This is a genomic window from Trinickia sp. Z7, assembly GCF_056498045.1.
The window spans coordinates 302,085-317,933 of the sequence record NZ_JAUEQW010000002.1 but is presented as its reverse complement, the minus strand read 5'-3'; the positions used below and the strand labels follow the sequence as shown (position 1 = coordinate 317,933).

The following is a 15,849-nucleotide window of genomic DNA, read 5'->3' as shown; positions in this document are numbered from 1 at the left end:
GTCGTAATTTATAACTAAGTGGAGAGGGCGATGCTGAATATCAGCGCGTTGAGCGTCACGAGGCACGAGTTCGAGTCCCCTGGGAAAGGGCGTAAGCCAGTGGAAATGACGGCTATGAAGTTTCCGGGCGGGGAAATGCACGTTACGGTCCAGACCGGTGTGCCCGGAAGCGAACTTGAAGTGAAGGCGCATCTGCCGCACGCTGATGCGCTGATGACCCTGCTTATGGCGACGGATGCGCTGCGCCGAGCCTATCCGCAATTGCCGATCGACCTGCATTTGCCGTACGTGCCGTATGCGCGCCAGGACCGCGTGGCCAATCCCGGCGAGGCGCTCAGCGCCAAGGTCTTCTGCAATCTGATCAACGCACAGGGCTACCGCCGAGTCGTCGTGCAAGACCCGCACAGCGATGTTGTTACCGCACTGCTCGATCGCGTTGAAATCGAGGATCCCGTGCCGGCGCTGCGCCGCGTCGTCGATCACATCAAGCAAACCTGCACGAAGGTCACGCTGGTTGCGCCCGATGCCGGTGCGCGCAAGCGCGTGCAGAAGCTCGCCGACGCGCTCGAGGCGTCAGTGGTCTTCGCCGACAAGACTCGCGACACGAAGACCGGCGCGATCAGGGGCACCCAGGTGCAGGACGACGTCCCGGACGGCGCGCTGCTGGTGGTGGACGATATCTGCGACGGGGGGCGCACCTTTACCGAACTCGGTCGTGCCCTTTACGCGCGGCAGGCCGCGTGCGGAGCAAGCCATCTCCTGTACCTGTACGTCACGCACGGCATTTTCAGCAAAGGCCTCGACCCGTTGCTGGACATCTATCGTGGCGTATTCACTCGCAACAACTGGACGAGCGATTCGCGCGCCATCCAAGTCTGACTCATCCTCACAGCCTCGGGAGAACAACAATGAACGGACTGATCCCTTTCAATATCGCCGACTTCTACAAGACGGGCCACCCGTCCATGTACCCGGCGGCAACGACCAAACTCGTCGCCAACTTCACGCCGCGCTCGGCGAAGTACGCCCCGGTGCTGCCGCAATTCTTCGACAACAAGATCGTCTGGTTCGGCCTGCAGGGTTTCATCAAGGAATGGCTGGTCGACGTGTTCCAGCGCGAGTTCTTCCGCGCGCCGAAGGCCGAAGCCATCCGCAAGTACAAGCGCCGCATGGACACCGCGCTAGGCCCGGGCGCTGTTCCGGTCGATCGTCTCGAGGCGCTGCACGACCTCGGCTATCTGCCGCTCGAACTTCGTGCACTTCCGGAAGGCGTGCGTGTGAACATCAAGGTGCCGCCGATCGTGTTCATCAATACGCACCCGGATTTCCCATGGGTCTCGACCTACTTCGAGACGCTGTTCAGCACGGAAATTTGGAAGCCTACGACCGTGGCCACCATTGCATTCGAATTCCGCAAGGTGCTGACTTACTTCGCCGACATCACCGCTGCACCGCTCGATTTCGTGAACTGGCAAGGACACGACTTCTCGATGCGCGGGATGAGCGGCGTGCATGACGCGATGCGCTGCGGCGCAGGCCACCTCCTATCGTTCGCGGGAACCGACACGATCCCGGCGATTGACTACGTCGAGGACTACTACGGCGCCAACGCCGATCTGGAACTGGTCGGTGGCTCGATTCCAGCCTCCGAGCATAGCGTCATGACCCTGCGCATTCTGGCAACGCTCGATCGCTTGAAGCGTGCCCCGGGCAACGAATGGCTCGATGAGAAGGAACTGCGCCGCCAGGCGGAGCGTGAAGTCATTCGTGAGTTCGTGACCGAGGATTATCCGGCCGGAATGGTGTCGCTGGTGTCGGACAGCTTCGACTATTGGAACGTGATCACGGTCATCGCCAAGGAGCTGAAAAACGATATCTTGGCGCGCATGCCGAACGCACTGGGCCAAAGCCGTGTCGTGTTTCGTCCGGACAGTGGAGATCCGGTGCGTATCGTGGCGGGCTACCGCGATAGCGAACTTGTTCGTGAGGCCGATGGTTCTCTGCGCATGCAGGACGGCGGATACATCGTGGAGTCGAACGGATCGTCGATCACGGAGGCTGAACGCAAGGGGTCGATCCAATGTCTGTGGGATATCTACGGCGGCACCGCAACGACGAAAGGCTACAAGGTCCTCAACGACAAAGTGGGCTTGATCTACGGAGACAGCATCAGCCTCGCCCGCGCCTTCGAGATTCTGACGCGCCTAGCCGAGAAAGGTTTTGCATCGTGCAATGTGGTGTTCGGCATCGGATCGTACACGTACAACATGCTTTCGCGCGACACCTTTGGCTGGGCCATGAAAGCCATTTATGCCGAAGTCGGCAATGAAAAGGTCGATATCTACAAAGACCCAGCGACTGACGACGGCACGAAGAAGTCTGCGAAGGGCTTGCTCCGGGTGGAGAAGGAAGGCAACGACTACGTGCTGTACGAACAGCAGTCACCCGAGGAATTCGAGCGCGGGGAATTGAGACCGGTGTTCCGCAACGGCGAGCTGCTGGTGACTACGACACTCGCGGAGATCCGCGAACGGCTCCAGTCCTCATGGTCCTGTCTGCAGTCTGCGCCCGTCGCTGTCTAACCGGGCAACCGGCGCGAGCTCGAAGACGGGCGCGCGCCTAGCCGCACAGTCCGGGCGGCAGCTTGGATTTTTTCTCAGGGGCGTATTTGAACGCGGCCAATGCAGCGGCCGCGATCCGCGTTCAGGAAATCAAGGCGGACGGCAACTGTGGGCGCCCTCTACCGGCACAGTGAGACGATATAGGGGGCGCCATCTTTATTTGCCACGGGCGAACTCGTGAGCCGCCTTCCAAGCTCAACGTCGCGTTTGTATGTCTTATATAAGACATAAGACATTTGACGTTGCCCGGCAATGAAACTAGAATCGCGATCGTACCGGTGCCAGGAACAGCCTCGGCGCACCTGGCCCTTCCCCTGAACCGCAATACCTGCAGGTGGTCCCTCATGCTCGAAAACTATCGTGCTCACGCAGCCGCACGCGCCGCGCTCGGCATTCCTCCGCTCCCGCTGACGGCCCAGCAGACGGCCGAATTGGTGGAACTGCTGGCCCATCCGCCCGCCGGCGAAGAACAGACCCTGGTCGATCTGCTCGCCCACCGCGTGCCGGCCGGCGTGGACGAAGCGGCGCGAGTGAAGGCAGGGTTCCTTGCCGCCGTGGCCAAGGGTCAAACCGTCTGCGCGCTGATTTCGCGGGCACATGCCACCGAACTGCTGGGCACGATGCTGGGCGGCTACAACATCGAGCCGCTGATCGACCTGCTGTCCGACGCCGAAGTGGGCGCCACGGCGGGCGACGCGCTGAAGAAAACGCTCCTCATGTTCGATCAGTTCCACGACGTGAAGGAACTCGCCGACAAGGGCAACGCCAACGCCCGCTCCGTGATGCAAAGCTGGGCCGACGCCGAATGGTTCACGAGCCGTCCGGAAGTGCCGCAAAGCTTGACGGTCACCGTCTTCAAGGTGCCGGGCGAAACCAACACCGACGACCTGTCGCCGGCCCCGGATGCCACCACCCGCCCCGACATCCCGCTGCATGCGCTGGCCATGCTGAAGAACGCCCGTCCCGGCATCACGCCGGAAGAGGACGGCAAGCGCGGTCCAGTCAAGTTCATCGAGTCGCTGAAGGAAAAGGGCCACCTGGTCGCGTACGTGGGCGACGTGGTCGGCACCGGGTCCTCGCGCAAGTCGGCCACCAATTCGGTGCTGTGGTTCACGGGCGAAGACATCCCCTTCATCCCGAACAAGCGCTTCGGCGGCGTCTGCCTGGGCGGCAAGATTGCGCCGATCTTCTACAACACGATGGAAGACGCCGGCGCGTTGCCGATCGAACTCGACGTATCGAAGATGGAAATGGGCGACGTGGTCGAACTGCGCCCCTACGAAGGCAAAGCGCTGAAGAATGGCGAGGTGATTGCCGAATTTCAGGTCAAGTCCGATGTACTGTTCGACGAAGTGCGCGCCGGTGGCCGCATTCCGCTGATCATCGGCCGCGGGTTGACCGCCAAGGCGCGTGAAGCGTTGGGGCTGCCGCCGTCCACGCTGTTCCGTCTGCCGCAGCAACCGGCCGATAGCGGCAAAGGCTTCTCGCTGGCTCAGAAGATGGTCGGCCGCGCATGCGGGCTGCCGGAAGGTCAGGGCGTCCGGCCGGGCACGTACTGCGAACCGAAGATGACGTCGGTCGGCTCACAGGACACGACCGGCCCGATGACCCGCGACGAGCTGAAGGACTTGGCGTGTCTCGGCTTCTCAGCCGATCTCGTCATGCAGTCGTTCTGCCACACCGCCGCTTATCCGAAGCCGGTGGACGTCAAGACGCACCATACCTTGCCGAACTTCATCAGCACCCGCGGCGGCATCGCGCTGCGCCCGGGCGACGGCGTGATCCACTCGTGGCTCAACCGCATGTTGTTGCCCGACACCGTAGGGACGGGTGGCGATTCGCACACCCGCTTCCCGATCGGCATCAGCTTCCCGGCTGGTTCGGGCTTGGTCGCCTTCGCTGCCGCCACCGGCACCATGCCGCTCGATATGCCGGAATCGGTGTTGGTCCGCTTCAAGGGCAAGATGCAGCCTGGCGTGACCCTGCGTGACTTGGTCAACGCGATCCCGCTCTACGCCATCAAGCAAGGCATGCTGACCGTTGCCAAGCAAGGCAAGAAAAACATCTTCTCCGGCCGCATCCTCGAAATCGAAGGCCTGCCCGATTTGAAGGTCGAGCAAGCGTTCGAATTGTCCGATGCATCCGCCGAACGCTCGGCCGCAGGCTGCACGGTCCACCTGAACAAGGAACCGATCATCGAATACCTCAACAGCAACGTCACGCTGCTGAAGTGGATGATCGCGCAAGGCTACCAGGACCCGCGCAGCTTGCAGCGCCGCATCAAGGCGATGGAGCAGTGGCTGGCCGACCCGCAACTGCTGTCGCCCGATGCGGACGCCGAGTACGCAGCGGTCATCGAGATCGACTTGGCCGACATCCACGAGCCGATCGTGGCCTGCCCGAACGATCCGGACGACGTGAAGACGCTGTCGGACGTGGCCGGCAACAAGATCGACGAAGTGTTCATCGGCTCGTGCATGACCAACATCGGCCACTTCCGTGCCGCGTCCAAGCTGCTGGAAGGAAAGCGCGACATCCCGGTCAAGTTGTGGGTGGCCCCGCCCACCAAGATGGATCAGAAGCAATTGACCGAGGAGGGCCACTACGGTGTGTTCGGTACCGCGGGAGCGCGTACCGAAATGCCGGGCTGCTCGCTGTGCATGGGTAACCAGGCACAGGTACGCGAAGGTGCAACGGTCATGTCCACCTCGACTCGCAACTTCCCGAATCGCTTGGGCAAGAACACGAACGTGTATCTGGGCTCGGCGGAACTCGCCGCGATCTGCTCGCGCTTGGGCCGCATTCCGACCCGCGAGGAGTACATGGCCGACATGGGCGTGCTGAACGCCAACGGCGACAAGATCTACCAATACATGAACTTCGGTCAAATCGAAGATTTCAAGGAAGTGGCAGACACCGTGACGATGTAAGCGTGCTGGTGTACTACGGCGAATCGTTCGGTCGTCATGCCGTTCTCGTCGTAGCGCTGCACGATGGCATCGCGGGCAAAGCGCCTGCGGTGCCATTTTTTTCGATCGTGGGTTATGTGCCGCCCGCGCTCGAGGTGGACTTGTTAGCGTGGTTCTCGATCGGCCCACACAATTTTCGTGACGTGACGACGTTCCGCGGTTTCAATCCGACAGCATGCGCAGCCTCATGCATGGCTGGCATCGTGAGAATGTTGGGCCTTGGTGCGAAACAATTCGGCCTCTTCACGGAGCCATTTCGTGAAAAGGTGAAGACCTTTCTTCGGCCGTGGAGAGGGCATCTCCACGAGCCGATAAGAGAAGCCCGGCAAACAAGGGCCTTCGATTCTGCGCAGGCGTCCGGTGCGCAGCTCTTCGTCGATCAGCACATTGCTGCATATCAGCGGCCCCAGACCACACTCGGCGGCATAGAGCGCGAGCATTTCCTCGCTGTACCAGGAAATGCGGAAGTCGACCGTTTGATCGTGTTTCACGAGCGCGAGCCAGGCGGACCAGTCCGGGGCATTCAGCGCGCGGTTTTCCCACTTGTAGGCGAGCAACGGACGATTGCGAAAGTCCTCGATCGTTGGAGTACGGCCTTCGGCACAGATGCTTCGATCGGCAACTGCGACATAGCAGTCATTCAAAATCACCGAATCCTGTTGGTCCGTTTCGACGGGACCGTACCGGATGGCAAGGTCGATCTCTTCGGCACGCAAATCGACCGCTTTCTCGGAGCCGTGAATATGCACCATGACGTCCGGGTGGAGCGCATTGAATTGCGATAGGCGGGGCATCAGCCAGCGCTCCGCAAAGGCGCGAGTGGCCGAGATCTGGATCGAATCTTCGTTTGCGCGGGCATTGACGACTTCGAATGCCTGAGCAATCTGGTCGAAGCCGTCTCTCAGGATCGGGTAGATCGTCTTGCCGACAGGGGTAAGCGTGACGGCGCGGCCCGTTCTTTCGAAAAGCTTGTGCCCGATGCGGGCCTCGAGTTGCCGGATCTGATGGCTCACCGCCGTGATCGTGACCGACAGCTCAGCCGCGGCGGCCGTGAAGCTCTGATGTCGGGCCGCCGCCTCGAACGCGCGGATCGAATTGAGCGGTGGCAACTTACGCATAGCGAAAAACCCTTCATCCGGAAGCCGGCCGGTTGCAGTGCATGGATCTTACCGCACAAAGCGGTGCGCATTTGCTCGAAGCCTACGCCCACCACGTCGACCTATCGGCGAACGCAGCGACCGTCGCAGCGCCGCGTGGCATGCCACAGCGCATTCAACAAATCGAATAGTGCGCGTCCGTAGGAGCCATCCCGTTGACTGCCGTGACATCCTGAGGGCAAGCCGACATCACGATGATGAGGTCCATTTCGGCGCGTAGGGCGACGTATTGGCCCGCCTGACTCACGGGCGGGACGAATTCGAGCCGCCCCTCCGCGTGTACCGGCACGTTCATGAACAGATTCAGCGGACACGGCGTTGCTTCGGCGGTCCGGCCGAGACTGCCGAGCGCGGCGGCGAGGTTGTCGGTGCAATTGTCATGGTGGCCGTCTACACCCAATTGCTTATACCGGTGCCGGTCGCAGGCTGCGATCAGCGTGTCGTGCACGCCTGGCGTCGTGTCTTCGACGAGCGTTAGGATGGCTCGCCGATGGTTCGTGACCAGTGTGTCGCCCACCTTCGGCGAGAGCGTCAAGAGAGACGCGCGGCTATGCTCCATCGACATACATTCTTCGATGTCTTCCTGATTGAATGCCCACGTGTCGACTACCTGATGACCATGAGTATTGATGACTTTGATCGTCTTGCCTTTGGCGAGTTCGATCGCCACACCGCTACGGGCGGGAATACGCATGAGCGTGTTGTCAACGTGCGGGGTTGTCGTGTTCATGGGTGCTTTCCTCAAACGTTTTATAGGATCGATCGGGTCGGCAGCACCGACTCGACCGCAAGACACGCGCGCAACAGACGATCATCGTGTCCTTGCGGGGCGGAGAAGAGAACGGACGTGGGCAGGCCCTGTCGATCGGCGCCGGACGGGACGGCGACGCCCGGCATATCGAGGAAGCTGCCGGGCATCGTCAGCGCAAGCGTTTCGAGGTTGGTTGCGGCGAACAGCCTGTCGTCGGCCTCGAGTGCCGCAAGCGGCGGAGCCACATGCTTTACCGTAGGCGTGACGAGAACGGCGTCGCCGAGTTCATGCAGCATGTGTTGCATCAGTTCGGCGCGCAGCATACGCAGGTGTGCTTCCGCCTGCGGACCGATGCTTTTCGCGGCTAGCAATCGGCTTCGAACACGACGATCGATCTGATGACCGCGTTCGCCTTCGACCACTTGCCGAAGTGCCGACCAGGCCTCGATCGCCCCGAGCCAGCCGTGGTTCGAAATCGCCTCGCGGGTACGCATGAGTGCTTCCACGGGGCGTTCTTCCACGCATGCGCCGCATTGGCGCAACCGTGCCGCCACGCTGCGCAAATTCGTCGCCACGTCTGACTGAAGCGTAGGGTCCTCGAGCATCGACGAATCGACTACAAACCGGACCTGCTCCAATTCCAGCGGAACAGCCCGTATTTCGGCGTTGGCGCACCCTCGCATCGCTCCATCGAGCAGTACGCAGTCTTCGACACTGCGGGCGAGCGGCCCGAGGCTATCAAGGGTGACGGCGAGCGGGTGTGCGCCCTCCATGCCGTAACGGCCGGTCGATGCCCGGAATCCGACCAGCCCGTTGAGCGCCGCCGGTACGCGGACGGACCCCGCGGTGTCGGTGCCGATCGCGGCTGTTACGAAGCCGCGCTGGATCGCGATTGCGGACCCGGACGATGAGCCGCCTGGCGCACGCGACGATACGGCGTGGAAGTCCGCCGTCGGAGTGCCAAAGTGCGGATTGAGCCCAAGACCCGAAAAGGCAAATTCGCTGAGGTTCGTTTTGCCGATAGGGATCATGCCAATACCTCGCATGGCGCTAACAACGTAAGCGTCGTCGCATGCCGGCGGCGCATCTATCCGTGTCATCGATCCAGCCGTCGTTCTGCTGCCTGCCACATCGATCATGTCCTTCACGGCAAACGGGATGCCGTCGAGCGGACTAAGCGGCGTGCCCAATCTACGTCGGCGCGCGGATGCCACGGCATCGTCGTGCGCCCGATCGATGAACGAGATGAAGACGCCACGCGAGGCGCGCGCTTTCCTCATTGCGGCGTCGACCAAGTCGACCGCATCGATGCTTCGGTCTTGCAGCTTCGAGGCAGTCTCTGCCATCGTCAAACGGGTGTGCATGAGCCTTCGATGGTCAGGTGTTTCGAGCGAGCTTCGGCCAGTTGACGAGCCAACACGGGAGCCGCGGCGAAAGCATCGGCCACCGACACCTCATGTCGTGCATCGCCGAATTCTTGATAGCTGATGCTGATCGCGTGGCTTTGTTCAACGCCCAGATAGTGCGCACAGGTTTGGATATGCGTTTCCAGGTGATTCATCTTCTCGCGAACGCCGCCAGGGCCGAAGCCGAACTCGCCGTGCGAACTCAGGATGACGAGCGTCTTGCCGCGCATTACGGGTTCGAGCGGGAAATCCCCGCGTGCGAGATCGAACGTGAATGTCTTTCCAATGCGAATGACGTTGTCGAACCAAGACTTGAGCGCCGCCGGCATCCCATAGTTGTACATGGGCGTGCCGATCACAATCAGGTCCGCGCGGTCGATTTCGTCGATGAGTTCGTCGGAAAGACGCAACGCCTCGCGTTGCTGCGGTGTCGTTCGCTCTTCCGGCGTGAAGACGGCGGCGATCCAGCCTTCCGTGATGATCGGCGGCGGATTGGCGCCCACGTCACGGGTAATGATTTGCACCGCAGGTTCGAGCGCTTTCCAGGCGTCGATGAAGGCGCCGGAAAGCTTGCGGCTCAGTGACCGGTCACCGCGCGCGCTGGCGTTGATGTGAAGCAGGGTAGTCATGGCGTGTGCACTCCTTTGCTTGCTCAAACAGATAGAACGAGAGCACCGATTTAGCCACGACGCGCTCATTTGCACGATTGATGAATTTTTCTTTGGTGTTGAGAAAAACTCAACTACCTGGGAGATGCCGCGAACCCGGTCGAATTTTTCTCAACCCCCGTTGAGGATTCGTCGATTTCGCCGTTTATTTGTCTCGGCTTAAATGCGGACTCAGAGAATCACAGTCGCGATCAAAGGAGGAGACAATCGTGTCAACCGATCGAGCAACGCAAGCGAATACGACCGCGGACGGCGTATTCGACATGCATGGCATAGAACCCGTACCGCACGCGAGCAGGACATCCGGGCAGTTGGACCAGTTTTGGATCTGGGCCGGTGCGAACGTCGCTCCGATCAACTGGGTGTTGGGAGCAATCGGCATCCAACTGGGCTTGAGCCTCATCGAGACCTTGGCCGTTATCGTGGTCGGCAACGCGCTCGGATGCGCGTTGTTTGGCGCGATGTGCGTGATTGGACATCGCACGGGCGTTCCGCAAATGGTGCTCTCGCGGCTGGCATTCGGCCGGCGCGGAGCGTGGTTGCCTACGCTTATGCAAGTGTTGATGCCGATGGGATGGGTGGCGATCAATACATGGATCGTTTTGGATCTCGCTGCCGCTGCGCTCGAGCGCATGGGAATAGCGGGCAGCATCGAGCTCAAGTACGTCATCGCGATTTCGGTCATGCTCATTCAGGTGGGTATCGCGACATGGGGCTTTCACGCGATTCGCTATTTCGAGCGTTATACGATGCCGGTCGTTCTGGCCATCATGGTCGTGATGACCGTGCTTGCCTTCACACATGTGGACATTCGCTGGCACGTTGCGACCGCTCACGGCATCGGCAAGCTTTCCGCGATGAGCAAGCTCATGACGGCGATCGGTATCGGGTGGGGTATCTCGTGGCTGGTCTATGCGTCGGATTACACGCGCTTTACGCAACCGCGGCTGAGCAGCCTGCAGGTATTTCGTGCGACCGCGCTCGGCATGTTTGTTCCAACTGTTTGGCTTGCCTTTTTGGGAGCGATGATCGCGTCGGCAGGGAGCGGCGCGGATCCTGCCCAACTCATCATCGCGGTGTTCGGCGCGATGGCGTTGCCCGTCCTGCTCATGCTCGTCCACGGTCCGATCGCGACCAACATCGTTGTCGTCTATTCGGCGGCGCTCGCCACGCTGTCGCTCGATCTGCGTGTTCCGCGCTGGATCGTATCCGTTGTGTCGGGCGTTGTCGGTCTCGTGATTCTCTATTTATTCCTGCATTCCGGCGCGTTCGCCGACACCTTCGAGAATGTGATGGTCTTCTTTGTCGTGTGGATTGCGCCGTGGGCGGGCATCGTGCTCGTCGATTTCTTCTTGATCCGGCGTGGGCAGATCGATGTCGGCGCGCTTTACCGCCACCACTCGGAGAGCCCATGTGGCGACGTCAATGGGTCCGGCGCTGTGGCGCTGGCGTTGGGTGTCGTTGCAGCCTGGCTGTTTCAGGTCGGCAGTATCGAGTCGATGCAGGGACCCATTGCGATGGCGCTGGGCGGCATCGATCTTTCATGGCTCGCAGGGCTCGTGGTGGGGGGCGGAAGTTACTACTTTTTCTATACCGCAAGACAAGGCGCCCGATCTGAGCCGGGCTCTGTCGCTGACAACAGGAGTTCGACGTGAACAACGTGCGCATGGACAACATGAACTGGGTTGAATACGAACGGCGAGTCAAAGCTGGGTCTGTCGTATTTCTGCCGTGCGGCGCGACGGAACAGCACGGCCCTCATCTGCCGCTTGGAACGGATGCCATGCTGGCCAGCGCGATTAGCGAGGACGTTGCGCGGGAGGTAGGGGGCATCGTGGCGCCAGCGCTTTCATACGGCTATAAGTCGCAACCCAGGAGCGGCGGCGGTCAGCATTTTTGCGGCACCACGAGCGTCGACGGAGCGACGTTGAGCGCGATGATCCGCGACACGGTGCGCGAGTTTCATCACCACGGCGTCAGGCGTCTTGTAATCGTCGTTGGGCATTTTGAGAACCAGTGGTTCGTCACCGAGGGCATCGAACTCGCGATGCGGGAGGCGGGCATTGGCAGCGGGATGGAAGTGATGCGCGTCGAGCACTGGGAGTTTTGTCGCAGAGAAACGCTCGACGAGATTTTCCCGAAGGGATTTCCCGGCATTGCGCTCGAACATGCGGCCGTGATCGAGACGTCGATGATGCTTCACTATCACCCGCAACTCGTGTCGCTCGAGCGCATCCCGGCGCACGGGCCCGCTCGATTTCCGGCTTATGACATGTACCCGGCTCGTACCGACTGGGTCCCGTCGAGCGGAGTCTTGTCGTCGGCGAAAGACTCGAGCCGCGAAAAGGGACGTCTATTAGCGACGGATGTCGTTGACGGAATCGCAGCGGCGGTGCGTCATGAGTTTCGACTGACCGCATGCGTGCCGGAAGCTCGTTCCAACGCCTGATCGGAGCCGGTGGTTCCCGGTGACGAATTCGATTAACCCGCCGGTGAAGACGTGGTGCCGGTGCTTCAGCCGATCTCGACGTTCAAGGCGATATCCCAGGTGCCGGCGCCATTTTTGGCCAGTCCGATCATCATCAAACCTAGCGCCTCGAGCGTCGAGGCCATGTGCAGGCCACCGACATCCAACGGACGTAGTCCGAGACTCTCGATGAACGTCGAAACGCGCGCCTTGCTCTGCGCATCGTCGGCTGCGATGAACGCGTCGAGGCGTCCGTTCTTGGCAAGGACGTGGCCAAAGACGGTGTTGAACGCCTTTACGACGTGCGCGGTGGCGGGAAGACCCTTGGCGATCTCCTGCGCGCCCGAACTGCCGTGTGGGCTGACGAGGCCGGAAAGGTCCGGGGCGACCGGATTGGTGATGTCGACGATCACCTTGCCGTCGAGCGCAGCTCCGAAATCGACCACTACCGCCGACGCACTGCCGTACGGCACGGCGAGAATGACGATATCGCCCGTCGGCGCTGAGGCGTAACTCCCCGCGATCGCTCCCGCCGAGAGCTTATCGGCCAGCGCCCGCGCTTTGGCTGGGTTGCGGCTCAGGACCTCGACGGTATGTCCTGCTTTGGCGATACGGCCGGCGACCGCCGTGGCCATGCTTCCTGCGCCAATGATGCTGATCGTGCTCATGAAAATATCCTTTCGAGTGGCGCATGCCCGTAATCCGTACGAGGCTTTCGCCCATAATGTTTTTCGTGTGCGCCGAGCCACTTGCGTCGCTCTCCTGCCCCTCCGGGAGGTTCGTGTCTTGTGGTCGGCCTCGGCGCGATGCGGGAGTCCCTACCGTCCGCTTAGCTTAGTTGACAGGGAAGTAGTGGCCGTTGTCCATATCGGCAAGCAGGCCGGGCTGCGTTGGTGTCCAGCCGAGCGTCTGGCGCGTGATGGCATTCGACGCCGGGGTATCCAGCGTGACTAGATTCGCAAGGAACCCGAAATACCCTGGCAACATCAGCACGTCCGCGGGAATGGGCACGGCGGGCAGCTTCAAGCGACTGCCGATGGCCTCGGCGATCTCGCGGTACGGAATGCTCTCGTCTGCAACCGCGTGCCAGCTTCTGCCGGCGGCGCCCTTCTCGAGCGCCAGGCGGAACACGGTGGCGAGGTCGCGGGTGTGCACGGCGGCCCACCTGTTCGCACCGTCTCCGGGGTAACCGGCGACCCCCTTTTCCTTCGCCAGCCCGATCAGCAGCGGGAGGAAGCCGGCATGATCGGTCGTGCTGTGCATGATTTCAGGAATCCGAACGACCGAAGACCGCACGCCTTTTTCGGCGAGGCCGATTACGGTGGTTTCCACGATGTTACGAACCCGCAAGGTGTTCTTGTATGGATCGCCGCCGGGAAGAGGCGGATCCTCCTCGGTGGCTGGTCGACCCAGGTTTTCCCAGCCGGGCGAGCCGATGCTTCCCGATGAGACCAGCGGCTTTCCGGTGCCGGCCAGCGCCTCGCCATATGCGAGCATGATCTGAAGCTCCGCATCGGCCACGGCGTTGATCCCGCCGGCCGGAATCAGGTCTTGTCGGTGTGCGACATGGATGACACCGTCGGAGGCGGTGGCCGCTTCTTTAAGACCGTCAAGATCCTCGAGGCTACCAAGACGCGCCTTCGCGCCGAGTGCGGACACCGCAGCAGCCGCCTTGTCCGAACGAGCCAGGGCGGTGACTTCATGGCCGGCGGCGATGAGGTCGGAGATGATGTACGGACCGGAATGGCCGGTCCCGCCAGTGACGAAAACGTGCATGTGAATGTTCCTTACGAGTAATGTGATGCGAGAAGGGGGCGTACCGGTGCGCTCAGCCGAGAAGGCTGACGCCGATTGAGAAGTTGGTGGATTGTTGGGTGCTGCCCGCACCCCCTAACACGCATCCTAGGTATATCACTTGCAAAAAGCAAGTAAACAGCGCAAATTAACTTGCAAGATGCAAGCGATGCTAATATCTAGCGATGAAGACGACATCCAAAGAAGACGTTCGGTCCCATTGTGCGGTGAACTACGGCGTGGAGATCTTCGGCGACCGGTGGTCGCTCTTGATCATTCGCGACATCGTTTTTGTCGGCAAGAAGACGTATGGCGAGTTCCTGAAATCGGAGGAGGGAATCGCGACCAATGTCCTTGCTTCCCGCCTTGCGTTTCTTGAGCAGCAAGGAATTCTCTCGAGGGCACCCAGCCCCGACGACAGGCGGAAGGACTTTTACACGCTCACCGAGAAGGGCTTGGACCTCATTCCCGTCGTGCTCAACATAGTCCTTTGGAGCGCGAAGTACGATTCGAAGTCGTACGTCAGACGCCGTAAGGAATTCGTTGCTCGATTGAGTCAAAGCCCCTTACAGGTGAGCGAAGAGGTGAAGGCGCTGGTCCGCAATGGCGGGTGTCTCTTTCCTGAACGAAAGGAATGAGGCCGACTGCAAGCACACCCTGTCACGTCGCACGAACGAAAGGCACACCCCACCACCTGCGAGGTGCAGCAAATCGCCGGGCCGATGTCCCAAACGGTCCTGGAAGCCGCCATTAATGTTTCACCAACCCTAACGGCGGTTGGGGGTACTTCATGCCTTCTGCATTAGATGCTCGTCCACGGACGATCGCTGCGCTTGATTGCGGGGCACTGGTCGGCCAGTTTCAGACTCTCGACGGTACGCGCCAGAGTGGCGGCGATCGGTGCCCACTGGCCCAATTGCAATGAGGCGAAACGGCGGCAAGGTCAATAATGGTGAATGGCGGGCGGATTACCGGCGGTTTGTATAGGAGCAAGTCTTCTTCATATTCCAAACCGAGGCCGTGCGACACGATAACCCTAAAGAACTCATCTCCCACGGCCGATACTCACCCATCAGACCGATGACGAACCGCAGCTCCCGCGGTCTGAAAAGTTCGGATGCTCTGCGTGGCGAAGCCTTGACTGCGGCACTGCCGATCATCAATTTCTCAACAATAAATTCGGAAATATCAAAATGCGTCTGATCTCCCTTTCAGCGATCTGCGTCATCGCCCTTGCCGCGTGTGCTGGAACACCAACCATGAATCCTCTACCCGCGGACCGGGGGCACGATGTAAGTGTCGCACTTACCGGCGGTGTGAGTGAGTTGCAGATCGATGCTGGATCGTTCGACATTTCCTCTGAAGCGAAGGCGGACCTTCTCGGGGCCTTCCATGCTGAGATGACGAAGATCGGTATTCCGGTTACGGCGTCAGGCGCTCCGGTCGTTCTTCACGTAAGCGAATTTAAGACACGTCCCGTTGCGGCACGGATACTCTTCGGCGCGCTGGCCGGCAGCGACCACATCAAGGGGACGGTCGCGGTCGCCGGAACCGAGTTCGAGGTGGCCGACACGGGCGTCACGGTGGTGGGTGGCCTGGGTGTCGTCGCGAGGAACGTGGGCACACAGACGGCCGACGGGATCGGACATCTGGCGGGCGTTGCCGTCAAGTAACAAGCACGGTATTGCCCGCGCGGTCAGGACTTTGGCGCGGGCAACGAAACTGTGTCCGAGAGAGGCGAGCATTCGCACCCGATCAGCCGCTTTGGGCTGATCGGAGATCCGCTTTGCGTCGAACTACGACCTCCCCACGGCGTCGAGCGTTGAGACGGCATCGTCGGTCGCCGATCGGCCATAACAGGCCAGTCGGCCTTGTACGATGCCCGACAATCGAACGTCCGGGCCGCACGAGGCAGCGGACCTTCGCTGGCTGATCTCGGTTGACGAGTCCTCGGTTGCTGCGGCCTTCGCCCCAACGTGTCCCATTAGGAACGTATGACCACGCTTGCGAAGAGAG

At 61.0% G+C, this 15,849-nt stretch carries 13 protein-coding genes; 7 read left to right on the top strand and 6 right to left on the bottom strand.

The features are described from left to right. The first annotated feature begins 30 nt into the window (after positions 1-30). The 3 genes from prs (at position 31) to acnB (ending at position 5,551) form a co-directional block, all read left to right on the top strand. Positions 31-879, top strand: a complete 849-nt coding sequence (prs, locus tag QQS38_RS05485; RefSeq protein WP_479644358.1) for a ribose-phosphate diphosphokinase — start codon at positions 31-33, stop codon at positions 877-879. Positions 880-965: 86 nt separating this feature from the next. After that, complete coding sequence (locus QQS38_RS05480; protein ID WP_479644357.1) at positions 966-2,582, top strand: nicotinate phosphoribosyltransferase; 1,617 nt, start codon at positions 966-968, stop codon at positions 2,580-2,582. 383 nt (positions 2,583-2,965) lie between these two features. Then, positions 2,966-5,551: a bifunctional aconitate hydratase 2/2-methylisocitrate dehydratase gene (gene acnB, locus QQS38_RS05475; RefSeq protein WP_479644356.1), complete on the top strand. Its 2,586-nt coding sequence runs from the start codon at positions 2,966-2,968 to the stop codon at positions 5,549-5,551. A 224-nt stretch (positions 5,552-5,775) separates the two neighbouring features. Here the strand turns inward: acnB and QQS38_RS05470 are convergent, their stop codons facing one another. The 4 genes from QQS38_RS05470 to QQS38_RS05455 all read right to left on the bottom strand — a co-directional run bounded on the left by QQS38_RS05470 (position 5,776) and on the right by QQS38_RS05455 (position 9,533). After that, positions 5,776-6,708 (bottom strand): LysR substrate-binding domain-containing protein, encoded by a 933-nt coding sequence (locus tag QQS38_RS05470; protein ID WP_479644355.1) that lies wholly within the window; start codon positions 6,706-6,708, stop codon positions 5,776-5,778. Positions 6,709-6,862: 154 nt separating this feature from the next. Then, positions 6,863-7,477, bottom strand: a complete 615-nt coding sequence (locus QQS38_RS05465) for a DUF1989 domain-containing protein (RefSeq protein WP_479644354.1) — start codon at positions 7,475-7,477, stop codon at positions 6,863-6,865. A gap of 20 nt (positions 7,478-7,497) precedes the next feature. Next, positions 7,498-8,862 carry an amidase family protein gene (locus QQS38_RS05460; RefSeq protein WP_479644353.1) on the bottom strand — a complete coding sequence of 455 codons (1,365 nt, stop codon included), beginning with the start codon at positions 8,860-8,862 and terminating at the stop codon, positions 7,498-7,500. After that, positions 8,847-9,533, bottom strand: a complete 687-nt coding sequence (locus QQS38_RS05455; RefSeq protein ID WP_479644352.1) for an FMN-dependent NADH-azoreductase — start codon at positions 9,531-9,533, stop codon at positions 8,847-8,849. The genes QQS38_RS05460 and QQS38_RS05455 overlap by 16 nt, the downstream gene beginning before the upstream one ends. 248 nt (positions 9,534-9,781) lie before the next feature. On the opposite strand from QQS38_RS05455, the gene QQS38_RS05450 reads away from it, so the two are divergent. Both QQS38_RS05450 and QQS38_RS05445 read left to right on the top strand, forming a co-directional pair. Beyond that, the gene (locus tag QQS38_RS05450; protein WP_479644351.1) at positions 9,782-11,227 is read left to right on the top strand and encodes a purine-cytosine permease family protein; all 1,446 of its coding nucleotides are present in this window, start codon (positions 9,782-9,784) and stop codon (positions 11,225-11,227) included. Beyond that, the gene (locus QQS38_RS05445; RefSeq protein ID WP_479644350.1) at positions 11,224-12,021 is read left to right on the top strand and encodes a creatininase; all 798 of its coding nucleotides are present in this window, start codon (positions 11,224-11,226) and stop codon (positions 12,019-12,021) included. Before QQS38_RS05450 ends, QQS38_RS05445 begins: the two co-directional genes overlap by 4 nt. 65 nt (positions 12,022-12,086) lie before the next feature. Here QQS38_RS05445 and QQS38_RS05440 read toward each other — a convergent pair whose 3' ends face one another. Together QQS38_RS05440 and QQS38_RS05435 are read right to left on the bottom strand one after the other, a co-directional pair. Then, positions 12,087-12,707, bottom strand: a complete 621-nt coding sequence (locus tag QQS38_RS05440) for an NADPH-dependent F420 reductase (RefSeq protein WP_479644349.1) — start codon at positions 12,705-12,707, stop codon at positions 12,087-12,089. 166 nt (positions 12,708-12,873) lie between these two features. After that, positions 12,874-13,815, bottom strand: coding sequence for an SDR family oxidoreductase (locus tag QQS38_RS05435; protein ID WP_479644348.1), 942 nt, complete (start codon positions 13,813-13,815; stop codon positions 12,874-12,876). 203 nt (positions 13,816-14,018) lie between these two features. Between QQS38_RS05435 and QQS38_RS05430 the strand changes: the two genes are divergently transcribed. After that, positions 14,019-14,471, top strand: coding sequence for a winged helix-turn-helix transcriptional regulator (locus tag QQS38_RS05430; RefSeq protein ID WP_479644347.1), 453 nt, complete (start codon positions 14,019-14,021; stop codon positions 14,469-14,471). 555 nt (positions 14,472-15,026) lie between these two features. Beyond that, positions 15,027-15,506: a hypothetical protein gene (locus QQS38_RS05425; protein ID WP_479644346.1), complete on the top strand. Its 480-nt coding sequence runs from the start codon at positions 15,027-15,029 to the stop codon at positions 15,504-15,506. Positions 15,507-15,849 lie beyond the last annotated feature (343 nt).